17 protein-coding genes are annotated in these 20,148 nt (G+C 70.9%); 6 read left to right on the forward strand and 11 right to left on the reverse strand.

Translation table 11 applies throughout. The annotated features are described in order from the left end of the window. Positions 1-29: 29 nt before the first annotated feature. Together ACIA8K_RS19085 and ACIA8K_RS19090 are read right to left on the reverse strand one after the other, a co-directional pair. Positions 30-689: a response regulator gene (locus tag ACIA8K_RS19085; RefSeq protein ID WP_396060648.1), complete on the reverse strand. Its 660-nt coding sequence runs from the start codon at positions 687-689 to the stop codon at positions 30-32. A 43-nt stretch (positions 690-732) separates the two neighbouring features. Beyond that, entirely contained in the window at positions 733-1,557 is an 825-nt protein-coding gene (locus tag ACIA8K_RS19090; RefSeq protein WP_396060651.1) for a sensor histidine kinase, read from the reverse strand. 97 nt (positions 1,558-1,654) lie between these two features. Here ACIA8K_RS19090 and ACIA8K_RS19095 point away from each other — a divergent pair, with 97 nt between their 5' ends. The 3 genes from ACIA8K_RS19095 to ACIA8K_RS19105 are packed head-to-tail and all read left to right on the forward strand — an operon-like array spanning position 1,655 to position 3,659. Continuing rightward, complete coding sequence (locus ACIA8K_RS19095) at positions 1,655-2,365, forward strand: ABC transporter ATP-binding protein (protein ID WP_396060653.1); 711 nt, start codon at positions 1,655-1,657, stop codon at positions 2,363-2,365. Then, positions 2,359-3,102, forward strand: a complete 744-nt coding sequence (locus ACIA8K_RS19100) for a hypothetical protein (protein WP_396060656.1) — start codon at positions 2,359-2,361, stop codon at positions 3,100-3,102. The genes ACIA8K_RS19095 and ACIA8K_RS19100 overlap by 7 nt, the downstream gene beginning before the upstream one ends. Next, the gene (locus tag ACIA8K_RS19105; protein ID WP_396060659.1) at positions 3,099-3,659 is read left to right on the forward strand and encodes a hypothetical protein; all 561 of its coding nucleotides are present in this window, start codon (positions 3,099-3,101) and stop codon (positions 3,657-3,659) included. Before ACIA8K_RS19100 ends, ACIA8K_RS19105 begins: the two co-directional genes overlap by 4 nt. 296 nt (positions 3,660-3,955) lie before the next feature. Here the strand turns inward: ACIA8K_RS19105 and ACIA8K_RS19110 are convergent, their stop codons facing one another. Both ACIA8K_RS19110 and ACIA8K_RS19115 read right to left on the reverse strand, forming a co-directional pair. Next, the gene (locus ACIA8K_RS19110) at positions 3,956-5,236 is read right to left on the reverse strand and encodes a multidrug effflux MFS transporter (protein ID WP_396060776.1); all 1,281 of its coding nucleotides are present in this window, start codon (positions 5,234-5,236) and stop codon (positions 3,956-3,958) included. Positions 5,237-5,320: 84 nt separating this feature from the next. Continuing rightward, on the reverse strand, positions 5,321-5,647 hold the full coding sequence (locus ACIA8K_RS19115; RefSeq protein ID WP_396060661.1) for a hypothetical protein: 327 nt from the start codon (positions 5,645-5,647) through the stop codon (positions 5,321-5,323). Positions 5,648-5,769: 122 nt separating this feature from the next. On the opposite strand from ACIA8K_RS19115, the gene ACIA8K_RS19120 reads away from it, so the two are divergent. After that, a complete protein-coding gene (locus ACIA8K_RS19120) occupies positions 5,770-5,979 on the forward strand; it encodes a CDGSH iron-sulfur domain-containing protein (protein WP_396060664.1) in 210 nt (69 codons plus the stop codon). An 85-nt stretch (positions 5,980-6,064) separates the two neighbouring features. Here the strand turns inward: ACIA8K_RS19120 and ACIA8K_RS19125 are convergent, their stop codons facing one another. From ACIA8K_RS19125 to ACIA8K_RS19135, 3 genes are all read right to left on the reverse strand, one after another. Beyond that, positions 6,065-7,051 (reverse strand): iron-containing redox enzyme family protein, encoded by a 987-nt coding sequence (locus ACIA8K_RS19125; protein ID WP_396060667.1) that lies wholly within the window; start codon positions 7,049-7,051, stop codon positions 6,065-6,067. 366 nt (positions 7,052-7,417) lie between these two features. Further along, positions 7,418-10,882, reverse strand: a complete 3,465-nt coding sequence (locus ACIA8K_RS19130) for a S8 family peptidase (RefSeq protein ID WP_396060670.1) — start codon at positions 10,880-10,882, stop codon at positions 7,418-7,420. A 240-nt stretch (positions 10,883-11,122) separates the two neighbouring features. Continuing rightward, a complete protein-coding gene (locus tag ACIA8K_RS19135; RefSeq protein ID WP_396060673.1) occupies positions 11,123-11,653 on the reverse strand; it encodes a hypothetical protein in 531 nt (176 codons plus the stop codon). Positions 11,654-11,728: 75 nt separating this feature from the next. Between ACIA8K_RS19135 and ACIA8K_RS19140 the strand changes: the two genes are divergently transcribed. Then, complete coding sequence (locus ACIA8K_RS19140) at positions 11,729-13,645, forward strand: acyl-CoA dehydrogenase (RefSeq protein WP_396060676.1); 1,917 nt, start codon at positions 11,729-11,731, stop codon at positions 13,643-13,645. A gap of 36 nt (positions 13,646-13,681) precedes the next feature. Here ACIA8K_RS19140 and ACIA8K_RS19145 read toward each other — a convergent pair whose 3' ends face one another. Both ACIA8K_RS19145 and ACIA8K_RS19150 read right to left on the reverse strand, forming a co-directional pair. After that, entirely contained in the window at positions 13,682-14,845 is a 1,164-nt protein-coding gene (locus ACIA8K_RS19145; protein WP_396060678.1) for a S8 family peptidase, read from the reverse strand. A 186-nt stretch (positions 14,846-15,031) separates the two neighbouring features. Continuing rightward, complete coding sequence (locus tag ACIA8K_RS19150) at positions 15,032-16,015, reverse strand: ABC transporter substrate-binding protein (RefSeq protein WP_396060681.1); 984 nt, start codon at positions 16,013-16,015, stop codon at positions 15,032-15,034. Between the two features lie 157 nt (positions 16,016-16,172). On the opposite strand from ACIA8K_RS19150, the gene ACIA8K_RS19155 reads away from it, so the two are divergent. After that, the gene (locus tag ACIA8K_RS19155) at positions 16,173-16,733 is read left to right on the forward strand and encodes a hypothetical protein (protein WP_396060683.1); all 561 of its coding nucleotides are present in this window, start codon (positions 16,173-16,175) and stop codon (positions 16,731-16,733) included. A gap of 12 nt (positions 16,734-16,745) precedes the next feature. On the opposite strand, the gene ACIA8K_RS19160 is transcribed toward ACIA8K_RS19155, so the two are convergent. Beyond that, entirely contained in the window at positions 16,746-18,200 is a 1,455-nt protein-coding gene (locus tag ACIA8K_RS19160) for a dolichyl-phosphate-mannose--protein mannosyltransferase (protein WP_396060686.1), read from the reverse strand. A gap of 21 nt (positions 18,201-18,221) precedes the next feature. Beyond that, complete coding sequence (locus tag ACIA8K_RS19165) at positions 18,222-19,160, reverse strand: TSUP family transporter (protein ID WP_396060689.1); 939 nt, start codon at positions 19,158-19,160, stop codon at positions 18,222-18,224. Positions 19,161-20,148 lie beyond the last annotated feature (988 nt).

Genomic DNA, 20,148 nt, shown 5'->3' on the forward strand with positions numbered 1-20,148 from the left:
GGCCTGAGGAACCCCGATCGCGACGGGGGTCAGGGGCGGGGGCGGACCAGGCCGGCGTTGAAGGCGGCGATCACCAGTTGGGCGCGGTCGCGCGCGGCCAGCTTCGCGAGCAGGTGGGTGATGTGGGTCTTGACCGTCTTGACGGAGATGACGAGCGCGGTGGCCACCTCGTCGTTGGAGAGGCCGCCGCCGATCAGCGTCAGCACCTCGACCTCGCGGGCGGTGAGCGCGCGCAGCGCCGGAACCGGGCGTCCGGGCCGGGGCGCGCCGACATAGTGCGCGACCAGCCGGGTGAGGATCGACGGCGCGAAGAGGGCCTCGCCCGCGTGCGTGCGGTGGATCGCATCGATCAGGTCGGCCGGCCGGGCGTCCTTGAGCAGGAAGCCGGACGCGCCCGCGTGCAGTGCCTCGTAGACGTACTCGTCGAGTTCGAACATGCTCAGCACAAGCACGCGGGTGGCGTTCAGGACCGGGTCGGCGCAGATCCGGCGGGTGGCCTCGAGCCCGTCGAGGTGCGGCATGCGCACGTCCATCAGGACCACGTCCGGCCGGGTGGCGCGGGCGCGGGCGACGGCCTGTGCCCCGTCCGCGGCCTCACCGACGACCTCAAGCGCGGGCTCGTTATCGATGATCATCGCGAGGCTGCGGCGGAGCAGCGGCTGGTCGTCGACGAGCAGGACCCGGGTCATGCGGCCTCCGTGATGCGCGCGTCGCCGACGAGCGCGGTGCGGGTCATGGGGCGTCCGGGATGCGGGCGGTCAGGCGGAAGCCGGCGTCGACGGGGGAGGCGGTCAGAGCGCCGCCGAGGCTTGTGATGCGTTCGCGCAGGCCGATCAGACCGTGGCCGGCGCCCGGGTCGGCGCGCCAGCCGGGGGCGGGTCCGGCATCGGCGACAGTCGTCACCACGTGCGGCCCGTCCCGGTAGACGTGCACGCGCACGTCGGTCGGGCCGGCATGGCGGGCGGTGTTGCTGAGCGCCTCGCGTACGGTCCGCGCGACGGCCACCTGCACGCCGGGCGTCACAGTGCCCAGCGCGTCGACGGTAAGGGTCGGCCGCAGCCCGGCACGGGCCGCGTTGTCGACGATGCCGGGCAGGTCGTCGAGGCCGTCCACGGGCGCGTGCGTGGCCGGGGAGCGCAGCACGGCAAGCATGCGGCGCAGTTCCGCGGTCGCCTGGCGGCTGGTCTCCTCGATGTCGGTGAGCGCGGACGTCACCTCGGCGGACTTCGGCAGGTGCCGGGTGGAGGCGGCGCGCACGGTGATCAGGCCGAGGCCGTGCGAGACGATGTCGTGCAGGTCGCGGGCGATGTGCAGCCGCTCGGCGAGCACCGCCTCGGTCGCGGCCCAGGCGGTCAGCCGTGCCTCGTAGGCGGCCCGGTCGGCGCGGGCCCGCCGGATGGTCCAGATGGCGGCGCCGACCGCGCCGCCGACGATCAGCGGCGGGATCACGTAGACGGCCGGGCCCTGGACGCCGACCGTGCACATCGCCATGACCAGCACGCTCACGGTCACGGCCGCGACGATCAGCGCGGGGGACTGGGTGCGGCGGGGTCTCACCGCATCGACTGTAGTTCTCAGACCCAGGTCTGAGACGCGGCGACGATTCGGATCCCGGTCCGATGTGCGCGTGGCCGCGCGCCGGTTGACTCGATGCATGATCGCCATCGATCGGCTCGACAAGAGCAAGGGCAAGAGCCGCATTTTGTACGACGTGAGCTTCGAAGCCCGCCCCGGCCGGGTAACCGGCTTCCTCGGCCCGAACGGGGCCGGCAAGACGTCGACGTTGCGTGTACTGCTCGGCCTGGACCGCCCGGACGGCGGGACCGCGCTGGTCTGCGGCGCCCGCTACCGGGATCTGCGCCGGCCGCTCACCCGGGTCGGCGCACTGCTGGACGGCAGCGGTGCCCACCGGGCCCGGACCGCCCGCGCGCACCTGCGCTGGGTGGCGGCGAGTAACGGCCTTGCGGCGTCGCGGGCGGACGAGGTGCTGGAGACGGTCGGCCTGACCGGCGACGCCCGGAAGAGGTCCGGGAGGTTCTCGCTCGGGATGAGCCGCCGGCTGGGTCTGGCGGCGGCGCTGCTCGGCGATCCGGAGGTGCTGATCCTGGACGAGCCGATCAACGGGCTGGATCCGTCAGGCATCCGCTGGATGCGCGGCTTCCTGCGGGACAGCGCGGCGGAGGGACGGACGGTGCTGCTGTCCAGCCACCTGATGGGCGAGTTGGCCGAGACCGTGGACGACGTCGTCGTGATCGACAAGGGGAGGGTCGTGGTGTCCGGTTCGCTTGCCGAGGTAACTGACGGTCACCGTACCCTTGAGGATGCCTTTTTTGCTCTGACGGCCGGTACGGGTGCGGCGTGGTGATCGCTGAGCTGCGCAAACTGCTCGCATTGCCGACCGCGTGGGCCGGGCTGGTGATCGGCGTGCTGCTGGCCCCGGCGATCGTGCTGATCAACGCGAGGTACACGCACGCCGCGCTCGCGGACGGCAGCTACGGCGACGTGTCCAACCTGGGCATCCAGGATCTGGGCGTCGCGCTGATCGGGCCGATGGTGCTCGGCGTGGTCATGATCAGCAGCGAGTACACGCCGACCGGTGAGCACTCGCCCGGCGTCACGCAGCTGCACGCGACGCTCACCGCGATGCCGGACCGGCTGCGCCTGCTGGCAGCGAAGCTCGGCGCGCTGGCGCTTGTGGTGCTCGCGCAGGCGGTCGTGGTGACGGCCGCGGTGCTCGCGCTGAACGAGGTGCTGCACGGGGAGTTCATGCCGCCGCTGGAGCCGGGCCGGATCGCGGCGGTGCTGCTCTACTGGGTGCTGCTCGCGGTGTTCTCGTTCGCGATCGCGCTGATCGCCCGGAACGGCATCGTGCCGCTTACCATCCTGATCATCAACAACACGTTCGTGTCCGTCTCCTACCTGCTGACCAAGGTGACCGATCTGGCCTACTACCTGCCGGACATCGCGGGTGCGCGGATGTTCATCCGGGGCAGCGCGTTCGAGATGGAGATGTCGCCGCTGACCGCGGGCGTGACCATGGCCGGCTGGATCGTGCTGCTGCTGGCGATCGGCGGCTACCTGTTCCAGCGGCGCGACGCATGACGTATCTGCGCGCTGAGCTGCTCAAACTCGTCTCGCTGCCGTCGCTTGCCTGGACGGCCGGGCTGACGCTGGCCGCTACCGGGCTGCTGCGATGGGCGGTGGGGGAGGCCGGGGCGCTGCCGCTGACGTACACCCAGGCAGGTTTCCTGATCTTCGGGGTGTTGGCCGTGTCGTCGGAGCATGACGGCGGCGGGCAGATCCGGACCACGCTGCTGGCCATGCCGCGGAGGCTGCCGCTGCTGGGTGCGAAGGCGGTGACGCTCGCGCTCGCCGTGCTGCCGGTGGCGGTGGTGACGGCGCTGACCAGCGGCGTGGGTGGACGGGTGATCGGCTATCTGGTGGCGACCACGCTGCTTGCGGGCGCGGTCACGATGCTGCTCCGCCATCCGGTGCCTGCAGTGCTGTCGCTGCTGCTTGTGTATTACGTGGCAAGCCCGCTGCTCCAAAAGGACTGGCTGCCCGGCAACCCCGCAGATGTGGGGGTTGCCGTCCTGGTCTGGGCGCTGGCCGCCGCCGTGGTCGCCGCGGTCACGTTCCCCCGGCGCGACGCCGCGTAAGACGGCTGGGAGGGGCGGCTCGGCGGCGACGCTGGGTGAGGCGGCCGGATGAGACGGCCGGGTGAGGTGGCCCGGCGGCGACGCCACGTGAGACGGCTGGGTGGGGCGGCGCGGGGGCGACGCGGCGTGAGACGGCCCGGCGCCGGCGCGGCGTGAGACGGCCGCGCGAGACGGCCCGGCGGCGGCGCGGCGTGAGATGGGCCTGCCGGGACGCCCGGGTGTTCAGCCCGGCTGTGGCAGCGCGTGAAACAGCCCCCGTCGCGTTCTCGTGGAACGCGGCGGGGGCTGTGGGAGACCTAGTGGGCGACCGCGATGGCCGGTTCCAGCCGCTCGGACGGGAGCCGGTGGGGCTGGACGACCAGGAAGAAGACCGCAGACGCGGAGAGCATGCCGCCCAGGACGACGACGGCCATCGGGACCGCGCCGACGCCGAGCATGCCGACAAGCGGTGCGGCAAGCGCGCCCACGCCGAACTGGACCGCGCCGAGCAGCGCGGCCGCGGTGCCGGCCGCCTCGCCGTGCCGTGACAGGGCCAGCGCGGGTGCGTTCGGCATGATCAGGCCGACAGCGGCGAGCACGAGCCACAGCGGGACGATCACACCGACGACGCCGCCGAAGCCGGTCGCGGCGGTGACCAGCAGGATCACGCCGAAGCCGATGCCGGTCAGCAGCGCGGCGCTCATGATCTGCTGGGGCGTCCAGCGGCGCAGTAGCCGCACATTGAACTGGGTGGCGCCGATCAGGCCCACGGCGCCGCCGGCGAAGACGTACGCGAACTGCTGCTCGCTCATGCCGAACTGATCTTGGAAAACGAAGGAGGAGCCCGAAACGTAGGCGAACAGCGCGGCCATCGCGAGGCCGGCTACCAGGATCAGGCCCACGTACACCCGGTCGGTGAACAGGCGCCCGTAGTCACGGACCGTGCCGACCACCCCGCCGTTGCGGCGCCGGTCGACCGGCAGCGTCTCCGGCAGGACCACCGCGGAGGCCACCATGATCGCCAGGCCGACCACGGCGAGCACCACGAACACGCCGCGCCACGAGGTCAGGCCGAGCACCCAGCCGCCGAGCGTCGGGGCGAGGATCGGCGCGACGCCGACGACAAGCATCAGGCGGGAGAACAGCCGGGCCGCCGCCAGGCCGGAGAACAGGTCGCGCACCATGGCGGTCGCCACCACTGCGGCGGCCGCGGCGCCGAGACCTTGCAGCACGCGCAGTGTGCCGAGCGTGACCAGGTTCGGCGCGACCACGCAGAGCGCGGACGCGAGCACGTGAACCGCGATGCCGGCAAGTAGCGGCCAGCGCCGCCCGACCGCGTCGGACAGCGGGCCGATCAGCAGCTGGCCGAACGCCAGGCCGACGAGCGTGCCGGTGAGCGTCAGCTGGACGGCCGCGGCGCTGGTCTGCAGGTCGGTGGTGATCGTCGGCAGCGCCGGAAGGTACATGTCGATCGTCAGCGGGCCGAGCGCGGTGAGGAACCCGAGCACGAGAACGATCCGGAAGCGGCGCCCGAGCGGGAGCGACTCTCCGGGAGGAAGGCCGTCTGCGGGCGGGGTCACGGTAGGGTTCTGAGCCACGGTGTTGGCAAGTTCTCGCAGCTCCGGGATCTTCCCGCCGCGGATGATTGTTACGACGGTCACGTCGGCTCCGGCGGTCGGCGCCTAGCTGTTAAGCAGCGCGGGATCGGCGTCGGCGAGCATCTGCGGATGACCGGGGGAGTCCGGCACGTACACCCGGGTGGGGTGGGTGTCGCTGGGACGGGCGCCGCGACGGGCGCCCTGGACCGCGATCGACCAGCCGGCCGGTTCCAGGTGGCGGCGCAGCGCCGTCAGCGCGGTGAAGAGGTCGGGTCCGGTGACCTCCGCGTGGCCGGGCGGGCCGGTCAGCGACATCACCACATCGCCCTCGCCGCGCCACAGCCAGGCGAGCCGGCCGGGTGCGACACCGTCCGGGCCGACAAGGGTGACCTGCCGTTCCCTGAAGGTCATGGCCGGATCGTACAACGTCGATCGGGTTCTGTGTGACCGTCGGCGATCCGCCCATCACCCGGCGTCGATGAGTGCCGGGCATCGGCCGTTTGCGCCGGTCAGGAGTGGGAAATCGGTTCCACATGGAAGATCACGCAGCACGCATCGTGCCCTACGAGGACGGCCCGCTGCTGGTGCGCGGCGACTTCGAGATCATGACCCCGGACGGCGAGCTGATCGACGCCGGGCGGAAGACGGTGGCGCTCTGCCGCTGCGGAAAGTCCGCTGCCAAGCCCTTCTGCGACGGCACCCACAAGGCCATCGGCTTCAAGGCCGGCACCGGACGCGACTGAGCGCTGATTCCTCCTCCCCCGCGGTGACCCGGCGGGTTCCGGCGGGTTCCGGCCCGGTTCCGGCGGGGAGGAGGAATCGGCCGGATCACGGGCCGGTACGCAGCGAGGTGGTGTCGGCGGACCACGCGGTCAGTAGATGGGTGGCCCAGCGGGCGTCCACGGCAAGACAGGCGGTGGCGCCGAAGAGCACATCCGGGATGAGATGCGGCTCGGCGGCACAGAGCGACCCGCACAGATCGGTAGCCGCGATCTGCTCGTGCACCGCATCGGCCTCGATGTGCTCGTCGAAGAAGAGCGTGGCGTCCGCGTCGAAGCCGAGACGGCGCAGCCCGTTGCCGTAACGCCGGTTCGGCAGCGAGGACGTCATCTCGAACGCCGCCAGATGACCGGCGACCGCGCCACGCAGCCGGCGATGCAGGCCGAACAACGACATGGTGTTGTTCGTCGCAAGCGTGATCGCCGGGGCGGCCTCGACGTAGGCGCCGTACGTAGTGTCCAGCCCGAGCGCCGTCATCGTGTTGGCGAACAGCGTGGCGTGCATCCGCTCGTAGCGCCCCTGGCCGTACTCGTCGGCCTGGATCTCGACAAGCGCCGCCTTCGCCCGGCCGGACAGGCGGGGGATCGCGAAACTGTGCGGATCCGCCTCGCGCAGGTGGTAGACGGCCCGGTGCATCATAAACTCACGGAACTCGGCCACGCTCGACCCGGTCTGCAGGTGCTTGGCCAGCGACGGCCCGTCATCGGCCGCGACGACGCCGCTCAGCGCATGCGGCACCTCAGCCGGCTCGACCGTGGGGACGGCCCCGGCCAGCTCGCGCAACGCGGCCTCGAACGGCCCCTCCAGCGCCGCACGCAACCGCAGCAGCGACGGCTCCCACTCCCAGCGCTCGTCGACGCCGTCCCAGCCGCGGTAGTGCAGCTCATACGCGATGAACAGCGCCAGCTGCAGATCCTCGTCGGTGAGCGGGTCCCGGCTGTCGTGCACCACAAGCTGTTCGATTTCGTACGGGTCACGCGCAAGCGCATCCACCAGGTGCTCACTGATCGGGCCGCGGGGGTTCGGCAGCTTCATGGCTCTCCTTCAGGCACGCGGGAGGTATCCGCGCAGCTCACAGCGGATTCCCCGGTAGCCCCCCGCTAAACGATCATCTTTCGCGCCCCTCTCGATCTACGGGCCATTCAGTGGTACGAAAGGTAGGTTAACTTCACCGATGATCATGCTTTTCGTACCACTGAATGATCCTTAAGGCGGGCGACAGCGTGCTTCGTCCTCCCCAATGGGAGTATCGGCCCAGCGCCGGGTCGACCCGCTTGCTCGTGTCCGCGCTTGTCAGGGGCGTGCCCGACTCGCATCCCGGCCGTGAAACCCCAGCAAGACGCAACTGGACCGGCCCAGAGGGCGCCACCCGTATCAGTACAGGTGACGCCCCCGGATACCTCAGATCGTCTGGTACGCCCGGATCACCGTCTGGGTCACCGTGTTCCCTGCCGCATCCTTCGCCGTGACACGCAGCGACACCGGCGTCCTGCTCGGGGCGACCAGCGCGGTACCCCCAATGACGACGGTCTCCCGCCAGGTCTTCCCGTCATCTGCCGAGATCTCCGCCTTGAGCGCCGACAGCCGCGCATCCGCCTCAAGGCGCACACCGAACAGCCCAGGCGTGTAGTCGATCCCCAGCAGCGGCAGCTCACCCACCCCTTCGCCCGACTTGAACGTCCACTCGGTGTCGGTACGGACACCGAACTGCCAGTCCGGGTCGTTGCTCCGGGCCGTGCTTACCGTGAGCCGATACGCGGACAGCCCAGGCGTGGTGGTGACGTCGACCGCCCCCAGCGGAAGATCCGCAACTTTGACACCGTCACGCCAGAGTGCCGCCGTCGACTCGCCCGGATACGCGCTGGTGTGGTGACCGTCGCCGTCGACGAACTCCGCCACCCGCAGGTGCAGCACGTTCCCCTCACGGTGGGAGCCGACGTCCGCGGGCCGGACGACCGGCGCGGCCCACGTCTCCGCACTGCTACCCGGTGCGTAGGACTTCACCGGCTCGAAGAAGCCGGATTGCAGCGGCCCGAAGCTGTTCCACGGGTACGCGTGGTTGACGACGTGCTGCCACTGGGAGTCACCGGCCGAGACCCATTCCTCGCGTACGGACGGCGTCCGGGCGATGCGGGCGGTGTCGTTCCAGGCGAAGCCCTGCCACGGGCGCCAGGCGAAGCGCTGCTCCTTGATCCAGTCGAGGCCGCCGTTGTGCGCGTACCGCGTGGTGATCCGCTTGGTGTTTGCGGCAGTCACGGTGTGTACGACGCGGTCCGGGATGCGGCCCTCGGACACCTGGATGACGTCGTAGAGGTACGGGCTGGAGGTGGTGAGCGTGAGGTCGAGCGTGCCGAGGCGGCGCAGCAGTTTCGCACCGTCCTCGTGGGAGACCTGGACGGTGACGACGGGCAGTTTCTCCGTGATGGACGGGTCCCAGCCGGTCCACGGGTCGTCGCCGGCCGGGTTGATCAGCACGACCGCGGCGGCGCCGGCCGTGACGAAGCGGGTCAGGTCGTCGCTGTAGTCGTTGTCGACGAGCACGGCCTTGCCACGCAGGTCCCGGGCGGTCGCGGGGGCCAGCTGGTAGCGGCGGGTGCCGTCGTAGACCGGGGAGCGGTTGACCAGGTACGCCCCGACCGTCCCCTGGGCGTACGCGGCCCGCACGCGTGGCGCGACCAGCTGCCAGCGGGAGGAGAACTCGAACGTGCCGGTCTTGACCTTCGGTGTCGGGGACACGTAGATGTCCTTGGTGAGGCTGAAGCGCATCACGCCGTGCGAGATGGTCCGGCCGGTGCCGGTGACCCGGTGGATGTAGTAGCTGGTGATCGAGGTCGGCTCGGCGGGTCGCGGCGTCTCGATCCTGATCGGCGTGCCCTTGCGCGCGTCGAGCAGCACAGTCATGTCGCCGGTGACCTTGAGTTCCGGGATGGTGACGAAGTTGTCCGAGACCTGGTCCTGGTCGATCGTGGCGTCGAGGAGATAGGTGCCCTCCTGGAGCGCGATCGTGGTGCCGGCCTCCCCGGCGAAGACCAGATGGTCGAATCGGCCGTCGTCGCCGCGCACGTTGAGCACCGGTATGAACGCGGGTGCGCCGTTGCGGTCGACAGCCTTGATGGTGACCTGGTGGACCGGGCCGTCGACGGTGGCACCGACAGCTGTGGTGACGAGCACGCCACCGGGCGCGGTGGCGGTGAGCCAGCTGGAGAGCCGGCCCGGCTGCCGTCCGGCGAAGGTGACGCCGAGCGTGACGGACGCGGTGCCACCGGCGGGGACAGTGATTGTTGTGACTGATGTCGTGGCGAAGGACGGCGCGGTCAGGGCCAGCGTAACCGCGGCCGTGCCCGCGTTGTGGTAGGTCACGGTGCGCGTCGCCGTGGGGGAGTCGACTGTCTGCCTGGCGAAGTCCACCACCGGGCTGCCGGTCACGGTCTGGGTGGTGGCCCGGGACAGGTCGACCCGGCCGGCGCCCTGCGCGTAGACGGTCTCGCCTGAGGTGGTTTTGGCGGTGCTGACGAGCGCCTCCTTGATGCGCGCGCCGGTCCAGTCCGGGTGCTGCTGTGCCACGATCGCGGCCGCGCCGGCCACGTGCGGTGTCGCCATCGATGTACCGGAGGCGGCGGTGTAGTTCGCGTCGACAGGCGAGTCCATCGCGGTACCGGCGGCGCGGGCGGCCACGATTGCCACGCCCGGTGCGGTGATCTCCGGCTTGAGGCCGAGGTCGCCGGCGCGCGGCCCGCGACTTGAGAAGCTCGCCATGGTGTCGTCGCGCGCGACCGCGCCGACCGTGAGCGCCGCGGCGGCCGTGCCGGGCGAGCCCACCGTGGAGTCGCCCTGCTCGCCGTCGTTGCCGGCCGCGATCACGAACAGCGTGCCGCTGGCCTCGCTGATCTCGTTGACGGCCAGGCTCATCGGGTCCAGGCCGTCGGCTGGGCCGCCGCCCAGGCTCAGGTTGACGACCTTCGCGCCGGCGTCGGCCGCCCACTGCATGGCCGCGATGATGTCCGACTCCTGGCCGTAGCCGTCGTCGCCGAGCACCTTGCCGACAAGGAGTTTCGCGCCCGAGGCCACGCCCTTGCGGGTGCCGCCGGACGCGGCGCCGGAGCCGGCGACCGTGGACGCCACGTGCGTGCCGTGACCGTGCCTGTCGACCGCGTCCGGGCTGTTGCTGAAGTTCCGTGCCTCGGTGATCTTCCCGGCCAGGTCGGGGTGGGTGGCGTCGATGCCGGTGTCGAGGATTGCGACGGTGACGCCGCGGCCGTCCAGGCCTTTCGCCCACGCGGCCGGCGCGCCGATCTGCGCGGTGCTGCGGTCGAGCGAGGCCTCGACGCGCCCGTCCAGGTAGATGGTGGTCTCGGACGCGGTGCGCGCGGTGGTCTGCGCCTTCCAGAAGTCGGCGAGCGCGGTCTTCGCGGGCGCGATCGCGGTGGCGCCGATGCCGGTGAGGGCGGTGCCGGCCGTGCGCATGCCGGCCGTGCCGCCACGGATGATCAGCGGGAGCGTGTCCGACTCGGCGTCACCGAAGCCCTGGTCGAGCAGGTGCTCCACCTCGAACAGGTCCGCGTCGAGTCGCCCGGCCCGCAGCAGTGGGACGACGTCCTCCGGGACGACCTGCAACGTGCCGTCGACCTCGTACGTGTGGAACCCGATGGTCTCCCGCCCGGGTGCGGGCGTGACAGTGGCCGCGAACTTCCCGGGCGCGGCCTCGGTCAGGCTGACCGTGTCGCCTGTGACAAGCGTGAGCGCACGGGTCACGGCGCCGGCCGGAGTGACGGCGGCGCCGGCGGCGGGTGCGGCGGCCGCCGGTGCGGCCACTATGGGTATCGACGTGGTCCCGATCAGGACCGCGCCGAGCAGACGACCGAGCATGGGGGCTCCTTCATGCGTGTTTCGCTGCACGCATGATCGTCTTCCATTGTTTACCGGTATGTTTCCTCGTCCTGCGTCAAAGTTGACATGGCGCTAAGTGGACAGGCAGGTCAGCTCGTTTTCTCGGCTTGCCGACCGCGGGACAGACAGGGAGGAGCCCCTGGGCGACGACCGGTGCCCGCGGGAGCATGCGGGCCGCGAGCACCGCGGTGATGGGGGACGATCTTTTTGGGGCTTTGGTCAGTAGGCGGTCAGGGAGAGGATCAGGGAGCAGGTCGCGGCCGTGAGCAGCGAGACGCCCGCGCCCACGCCGGTGACCAGGCTGATCGGCAGGTCGCGGGCGCGCGCGATCGGCACCGCAAGCAGCGACACGGCCGTGACCAGCACGCCGACCAGGTGGATCAGTGGATAGTCGAGGACCGCGGCGATCGAGAACAGGTGCACGCCGACGACGAACGAGACCCACACCGGGATCCACTCCGCACGTGTGAGGGCCGCGAGCAGGCCCGCGCCGAGGCCGGCCAGACCGAATTCGACGCCCACGATGATGCCGTACGTCCTGCTGGTGTCCGGGTCCGCGAACGCGGTGCTGTCCGACCAGTGCGGGATCGCCACCGCGAGGCCGCCGGCCAGCACGAGCACGGCGACGACAGTGGCGCCGATCAGGGACCTCCGGGTACGCGTCTCCTGCGCCCAGCCGAACCAGACCGTGCTGAAGAAGGCGAAGATCACCGCGGTCATCGCGGCGTCACGTATGTGTTCAGTGAGCATTCGTGTTCTCCCCGTGAATGGTGTGGCGGACAGTATCAGGCATGGTCCGCGGATCTTGGGGGCAAGATTGACGCTATGAGCCTGCCTGAAAGCCTGACCGAGGTGCTTGACGGCCGCTGGGCGCACCTGCGTCGCAACGCCCGATCGCTGTTGGACGGCCGGTTCGTGACCGTGCCCGGCGAGACCGGCGAGCAGGCGCGGGAGCGGATCAGCCGGCTGGTGCGCGAGATCCCGCCGGAGGTCGGCGTCGCGGCGGGCTTCCCGGCGGAGTTCGGCGGCGGGTCCGACCCGGGCGGCTCGATGGTGGCGACCGAGACGCTCGCGCAGGTCGACCTGTCGCTGATGGTCAAGGCCGGTGTGCAGTGGGGACTGTTCGGCGGCGCGGTCTACTCGCTCGGCACCCGGCGGCACCACGAGGCCTGGATCCCCGGCATCGTCGCGGGCGAGGTGATGGGCTGCTTCGCGATGACCGAGACCGGGCACGGCTCGGACGTGCAGCGGCTGCGCACCACCGCCGTCTACGACCCGGAGACGCAGACGTTCGACCTGCACACGCCGTACGAGGCGGCCCGCAAGGACTACATCGGCAACGCGGCCCGGGACGGGCGGATGGCCGTCGTCTTCGCCCAGCTGGTCATCGGCGAGCGGCGGCACGGCGTGCACGCGTTCCTGGTCCCGATCCGCGACCAGGACGGCAGGCCGATGCCGGGCGTCACGCTCTCCGACGCGGGCGCGAAGGCCGGGCTGCTCGGCGTGGACAACGGCCGGATCGCGTTCGCGCACGTCACCGTGGACCGGGAGATGTTGCTCGACAGGTACGGGCAGGTCGCGCCGGACGGCACGTACTCGTCGTCGATCGAGAACGACACCCGGCGGTTCTTCACCATGCTCGGCACGCTCGTCCGCGGCCGGGTCAGCGTCGGCGGGTCCGCGTCCGCGGCCGCGAAGAGCGCGCTGACCATCGCGGTCCGGTACGGCGAGGTCCGCCGTCAGTTCACCGCGCCCGACTCCGGCGAGGAGGTCGTGCTCAACGACTATCTCGCGCACCGGCGGAAGCTGCTCACCGCGCTGGCCCGCAGCTACGCGTACACGTTCGCGCAGGAGCAGTTGGTGTGTGACCTGTCAGATGCGCTGGCCGGGAACGAGATGCTCCGCGAGCTGGAGTCCCGCGCGGCCGGGCTGAAGGCGGTGCAGACGCAGAACGCGACACGGACCATCCAGATGTGCCGGGAGGCGTGCGGCGGCGCCGGCTACCTCGCGGAGAACCGGCTGCCCGGCCTGAAGGCGGACACGGACGTGTTCACCACGTTCGAGGGCGACAACACGGTGCTGCTGCAGTTGGTCGGCAAAGGGCTGCTCACCGGCTACCGGGACGCGTTCGGCTCGCTCGACGGCTGGGGCAGGGCCACGTTCGCGGCCGAGCAGGTGCGCGAGATGGTCCTGGAGCGCACGGCCGCCCGCACGCTCATCCAGCGCCTGGTCGACGCCGTGCCCGGCCGCGGCGACAACGTCGGGCTGACCGAGCGCGGCTGGCACCTGTCCATGTTCGAGGAGCGGGAGAAGCACCTGCTCGAGGGCGCGGTACGGCGGCTGCGCAAGGGCGCGGAGACGAAGCGCGACAGGCCGTTCGACATCTTCAACGACGTGCAGGACCACGTGCTCGCGGCCGCGCGGGCACACGTCGACCGGGTGGTGCTCGAGGCGTTCGTGGCGGGCATCGCGTCCTGTGCCGACGAGGAGGCGAAGGCGCTGCTGGAGAAGGTCTGCGACCTCTACGCGCTCACCACGATCGAGGCGGACAAGGGCTGGTTCCTGGAGCACGAGCGGCTCACGCCGTCACGCGCGAAGGCGGTCACCGGGGCCGTACACGAGCTGCTCGTGGAACTGCGCCCGCGGATGCGGACGCTCGTGGACGCCTTCGCCATCCCGGAGGCCTGGCTGAACGCGGCGATCCTGCGCGAGGAGCCGGACAGGCAGGCGTCGATGGCGTGACGGGCCGCGCCCCAGGGGGTGCGGCCCGCCGGGGAGTCAGCCGACGAAGAGCAGGCGGTTCGGGGACCCGGAGCCCGGGCCGGTGACCTTGTTCGGCGTGGCCGCGTTGACGATCGCCGCGTGCACCGTCGCCGGGGAGGCGGCCGGATTCGCGGAGAGGTAGAGCGCGGCCGCGCCGGCCACGTGCGGTGACGAGAACGACGTGCCGGACCCGGTGTAGGTGGCCGAGTTGCTCGTCGCCCACGCCGACGTGATCGACACGCCGGGTGCGAACAGGTCCAGCACGGTGCCGTAGTTCGACCAGGACGCGCGCGCGTCAGTGTTCGAGGTCGCGCCCACGGTCAGCGCCTGCGTGACCCGGGCCGGGGAGTAGTTGCCCGCGTTCGCACCGCTGTTGCCGGCCGCGACGACGTACGTGACGCCTGATGCGATCGAGTTGCGCACCGCCGTGTCAAGCGACGTGCTGGCGCCGCCGCCGAGGCTGAGGTTCGCCACGGCCGGCTCGACCGCGTTGTTCGTCACCCAGTTCACGCCCGCGATCACACCGGCCGTGGTCCCGGAGCCGTTGTTGTCGAGCACCCGGACGCCGACGATCGACGCGCTCTTCGCCACGCCGTAGCTGGTCCCGGCCGCGACCGCCGCGACGAACGTGCCGTGCCCGTTGCCGTCCTGCGCCACGGTGTCGCCGTCGACCGCGTCGTAGCCGTTGCTGGCCCGCCCGCCGAAGTCCTGGTGCGAGATCCGCACACCGGTGTCCACCACGTAGATCCGCACGCCGCCGCTCGCCGGGTACGTATAGGAGGAGTCCAGCGGCAGGTTCCGCTGGTCGATGCGGTCCAGGCCCCAGCTCGGCGGGTTCGTCTGGGTGGCCGCCAGCTGCACCCGCTGGTTCTGCTCGACGTAGGCGACCGACGGGTCGGCCGCGAGTCGCCGCGCCTCCGACGCGCTGAACCGCCCGGCGAGGCCGCGCAGCGCCCGGTCGTAGACGCGGTCGACCTCGCCGCCGAACTTCCCGGCGATTCCGGCCGGGCTGGCGGTCGTGCCGTCCTTGAGAACGACGATGTAGCTGCCGGCGACAGCGGTGTCGCTGCCGGCGGCGAGAACCTCACCGTTCGGCGTGCCGGCCAGCGATGGCGCTGCCGTCAGCGCGGTGATCGCCGCACCGCTGAGTGCGGCGAGGCCGAGGGACCTGAGTGACATGCGGGCTCCTCCGAGAGCGTTCCGCGCCGATCTGGCGCACCCGAAACGCTACGGAGCATCGATGAATTGACATTTGCCGAGGTGTGAGCGGCTGAGAAGAAGGTTGTTGCCATAGTGACGAAATGACCTGCCGGACACGCCGCCGCGGGAGCGGGAAGCCGTTCCCGCTCCCGCGGTGCGCGCTGTTTAGCTGCTCACCCCGACGCCGAGCGCGGTCAGGCCGGCGGCCAGGCGCTCGATGCCGAGCACCGTGCGTACGCCGGCGGTGGTCTCGGAGTACGGCAGGTCCACGAAACGCTCGTGCTGAACGGCGGTCAGGTTCTTGAGCGCGGGCGTCGCGGCCAGATACGCCTTCTTCGCGGCGGCCGGGGAGCCGGCCGAGTCGACGAGCACGATCACTGTCGGGTCGGCCGCGACGACCGCGGGCCAGGTGGTCTCCGCGGAGGCGCCGGGCACGGCAGCGGACGCGTTCGGCGCGCCGATCGCGGCCATGATCAGGGCGGGAGTGCCGCAGCAGGCGCCGACAGTCGGCGTGTCGGTGCCGGCGTCCCACCACAGCAGGCGCTCGTCCTCGGTCTGGGTCACGCTCGCGGCCGCGGCGGCGATCCGGGCCCGGTGGTCAGCGACAAGCGCGGCTGCCCGCTCCGGCACGCCGAAGATCGCACCGATCTCGGTGATCTCCGCGAACACGTCGTCGACGGCCGGCTTCGCCGCGGGCTGCACCGGCGCGCAGCCGGCCGGCGACAGGTAGCTGCCGACGCCGAGCGCGTCCAGCTCATCGCGCTCACCGGCGGCGTCCGGGGCGAACGCGGCGGCCGAGGAGGCGTAGACGAAGTCCGGGTCCGCCTTCGTCAGCGCGTCCTTCGCCGGGTACGCCGCGGCAAGCACCGGGATCGCCGCGTAGGCGGCCGCGTACTCCGGCAGGATCGCGTCGTCCAGGTGCGCGGTGCCGATCATCCGCTCCTGCAGGCCGAGCGCGAGCATCACCTCGGTCGCGGCCTGGTTCATGGTCACCACCCGGCTCGGCGGCTTCGGCACGCTTAGCTGCGTGCCGCAGTTGTCGAGGGCGGCGGGCGCGGACGAGGGCGTATATCCGACCGGTTCTGTCGTGGTGGCGCAGCCGCCGACGAGGGCGGCGCCGAGCAGGATCGGGATCATTCGGGATCTCACCGGCGGAACCATACTGGCTTCCGCGCGGGTGCGCTCGGTTCAGGATCCCCCGCGGCCGGTGGGGAGCGGTGGCACGTTACCGGGATGTGAGTCGATCTCCAGCCGCTTAGATTCTTCATCAGCGCCGCTGCGGCGCACCGAAGCCTGGGGAGAGACCATGAGCGAGTTCACGGCCGACGTCGACTTCTCCGAGACCGGAATCCCGGACGGTGTGGCAGGCGCGGACGACGAGATGCCGGCCTTCGACTCGCCGCTCGACGCGCACGCGGACGTCACCGCCGAGCCGGCCGAGGAGCCGGAGTGGAACGCGCCGGTCACGATGACCGAGCTGTCGCTCAACGGCACCACGGAGATCAGGACCGACCACAACGGCGACGGCTTCGTCGACCGGGTCGACATCGACGTGGACAACGACGGCGTCGCCGACCAGACCGACACGGACTACGACGGCGACGGCGTGCTGGAGAGCACGTCCTTCGACTTCGCCGGCGACGGCACCGCCGACCTCAGCTTCCACGACACCGACGGCGACGGCATCCAGGAGACGATCCTGACCGACACCGACGACAACGGCGTGATGGACACCGCCGAGATCGACGCCGACAACGACGGCAACACCGACTTCACGCTCCGCGACACCGACGGCGACGGCGACGCGGACGAGATGACCACCGCGCTTCCCGACGGCGTGGCGATCGACCCGTACGTGAAGGGCTGACGCCGGACGCGCTCAGATCCAGCGGTCGCCCAGCCACATCCGGGCAAGCCAGTCGCCGTAGGGGATCCGCTCGCCGATGAAGATCGGGAAGAAGTAGGCGAAGCACAGCGCGACCGCGACCAGGTAGAAGCCCGCGATCAGGGCGCCGATCCCGCGACGGGGCGGCGCCATGATCGCGCCGAGGACGTAGACCACGGCCAGGATCAGGAACGGCAGGGCCGGCAGCGCGTAGAACGAGAACATGGTGCGGCTGTCCGCGGCCGCGAAGTAGAACCACGGCAGCAGGCCCGCGACCGCGCCGGTCAGGATCGCGTAGGCGCGCCAATCCCGGCGCGCTATGCCGAACCAGAGCAGTGCGACAAGCGCAGGCAGGAACGACCACCACAGCAGCGGCGTGCCGAGCAGCAGGATCACCCGGGCGCACTCCGGGGGGACGCAGTCGCCCGTGTTCGGGAAGTAGAACAGCACCGGCCGGCCCAGCAGCAGCCACTGCCACGGCCAGGACTGATAGGTGTGCGCCGTCGTCAGGCCACTGTGGAACCCGTACGCCGACTGGTGGTAGTGAAGCAGATTCAGCAGCGCGCCGAGCACCGGCGGCTCGCTCAACCCGTTCTCCGCGCGGTAGTGCCGGAAATAGCCGGTGTCGGTGAGCAGCCACCCGGACCAGGTCGCCAGGTAGACGATCGCGCCCAGCACGCAGCTGAGCAGCCCCCAGCCCAGATCCCCGAGCACGTCGCGCCGGACGGTCGAGCCGGGCAGACCTGCGGAACGGCGCGCCTGCACCCGCCAGGTGATCACCATCGCGCCGAAGAACGGCAGGAAGAACAGCGCGCTCCACTTCACGCCGGCCGCCAGCCCGAACAGCACGCCCGCGCCGAGCAGCCACCACGGCGGCCCGCCGTCCCGCGCCTCAAGCAGCCGGCCCCGGTAGTGATCGCGGTCGCGGACCATCGCGGCGAACGCGGCCAGGACGAACAGCCCGAGGAAGATGTCGAGCAGCGCCATCCGGGACAGCACCAGGTGGAAGCCGTCGATCGTCAGCAGCAGCCCGGCCGCGCCGGCCAGCACCACCGACCGGAACATCCGGTACGCGACCCGGATGAGCAGCCCGACCATCAACGTGCCCGCGACCGCGACGGAGAACCGCCAGCCCAGCGCGGTGTTGCCGAACATCGCCTCGCCGAGCGCGATCAGCCACTTGCCGAGCGGCGGATGCACCACGTACCCCGGGCCGCCGGACTTCTCGTCCCACTCCACGCCGCGCTGAAGCATGTCCCAGGCGTCGGTCGGATAGTAGACCTCGTCGAAGACCAGATTGGCCGGGCTGCTGATCCCGGTCAGCCGCAGGATCGCGGCGAGCCCCATGATCGCAAGGGTGACGAGCCAGGAATACGGGTGGAGGCGATGATCCACCGGCGCCAGCCGCCGCCGGACGATGTCTGCCGGCGGTGCCGTTGTCACAGTCACGCGGCGATCCTAGTGTGGGCCTCAGATAAGCAGCAGAACCGCCGCCACCGCAGTGAGCACGAGCGTCACGTCACCGAACAGCCGCAGCGAGATGCGCCGCGCCACCACCGTGCCGGCCGCCGCGCCGACAAGCAGCACCGGGACCAGCATCAGATCCATCAGCAGCGCGTCCGCGCTGAACAGGTGCAGGCCCGCGCTGAACGGCACCTTCGCGACGTTGACAAGCAGGAAATACCACGCGCCGGTGCCGAGCAGCTGCATCACCGACCGCCCGGAGAGCAGCAAGTAAAGCGTCATGACCGGCCCGGCCGCGTTCGCGGTCATCGTCGCAAACCCGGCGACCGCCCCGACGGCAAAGGGAGCGGCCCGCTTGATCGTGCCCCTTTCGCCCGGCACGGCATCTGCGTTCTCCGCACCCGCCGGTGAAACGGCCCCCGCCTCCACCCGCTGTCCGGCCTCTGCCTCTGCCTCGGCCGGTGCCGGTGCCTGCGTGGCGACCGTCTCCGTCACCTGCCCGCCCGCCGTCCCCGCCTTCCGCGCGGCCTCGGCGTCCGCTTGCCGGGCCGCCTTCGCGTCCGTCTCCTGGGCGATCTCCCGGCGGCGGCGCGACGTCCACAGCTGTAACACCGCCATGATCAGCAGAATCACCGCGATCGACCGCCGCATCAGCGTCTGATCCGCGACGTGCAGGAACCACGCGCCGAGCACCAGACCCGGCAGCACCGCGGGCAGCAACCGGACCAGCAGCCGCCAGTCCGCGTGCTTGCGGTACAGCGCCACCGCAAGCACATCACCCACGATGAGCAGCACAAGCACGGCCGCTGTCGACTCCTTCGCCGGCAGCACCATCGCGAACACCGCCACCGCGACCCCGGCCACGCCACCCACACCGGTCTTCGCGAAACCGATCAGCAGCGCCGCGCCGGCGAGCATGACCCAATCAACCGCGCTGAGATCCACCAGCAAAATCTCCCAAATCCCGATTTTCCCACTTCCGCCGGGGTCCAGCCCGCGTGCTCCCGCGGGCCGCGGACCCGTGGTCGCACGATCAACCCCGCAGCTCCCACGCCACGGAACGGCCGACAGCCAGGCGGTCTGGAAGCGGAGCCGACGAACAATCGTGCAGCGCTTGGGCGACGGCATGGCTGGTGAGCTGGGTGGTCTGGGTGCGGGGCCGCCGGTTATGCGAGCGGTGCTTGGGCGGTGGCGTGGCCGGTGAGCTGGGTGGTCTGGGTGCGGTGCCGCCGATTATGCGAGCGGTGCTTGGGCGACGGCGTGGCCGGTGAGCTGGGCGGTCTGGGGGCGTTGCCGCCGGTTACTGAGCTTTCGGGCTCAGGGTCCATGCTCGGCGAGACCGTCCAGCCCGCCGGCCGGAAATGGATCTTCCACTATGCGGGAATCAAGATCCTTGTTTTGCTCACGGTCCTTTGCACCGCCGGGAAAGGACCGTGAGCAAAACAAGGATCTTGGCCATCCCCGGCCACTCCGCCGGCCGGGTGCTCATAAGACGACTTTTCCGGTGCAGGGGCTTCGTCCTTGCGCGCGGAGCCTGCCGCTCCTGATCCAACCTGCGGGACAGACTGACCTTCCGGTTTCACGGTGAGCATCGCCGAGCCAGGCGGGCTACTACTGACCTTTGCGGCCCAGGTCCGGTCCTACGGACCGGCCGGGTGCGTCGCGCCCGAACGTTCCGTGATCCAGCGGGCTGCGGCGGCGCTCACCCTGCCCCCGAAAGGTCAGTTTCCGAGCGGTACTTGGGCGGTGGCAGAGCCGGTGAGCTGGGTGGTCTGGGCGCGGTGCCGCCGATCATCCGAGCAGTGCTCGGGCCACGGCACGGCCGGACAGCCAGGCGGTCTGGGCGCGGTGCCGCCGATCATCCGAGCAGTGCTCGGGCCACGGCACGGCCGGACAGCCAGGCGGTCTGGGCGCGGTGCCGCCGATCATCCGA

It is taken from the genome of Catenuloplanes sp. NPDC051500 (assembly GCF_044454585.1).
In the GTDB taxonomy this organism is placed as follows: domain Bacteria; phylum Actinomycetota; class Actinomycetes; order Mycobacteriales; family Micromonosporaceae; genus Catenuloplanes.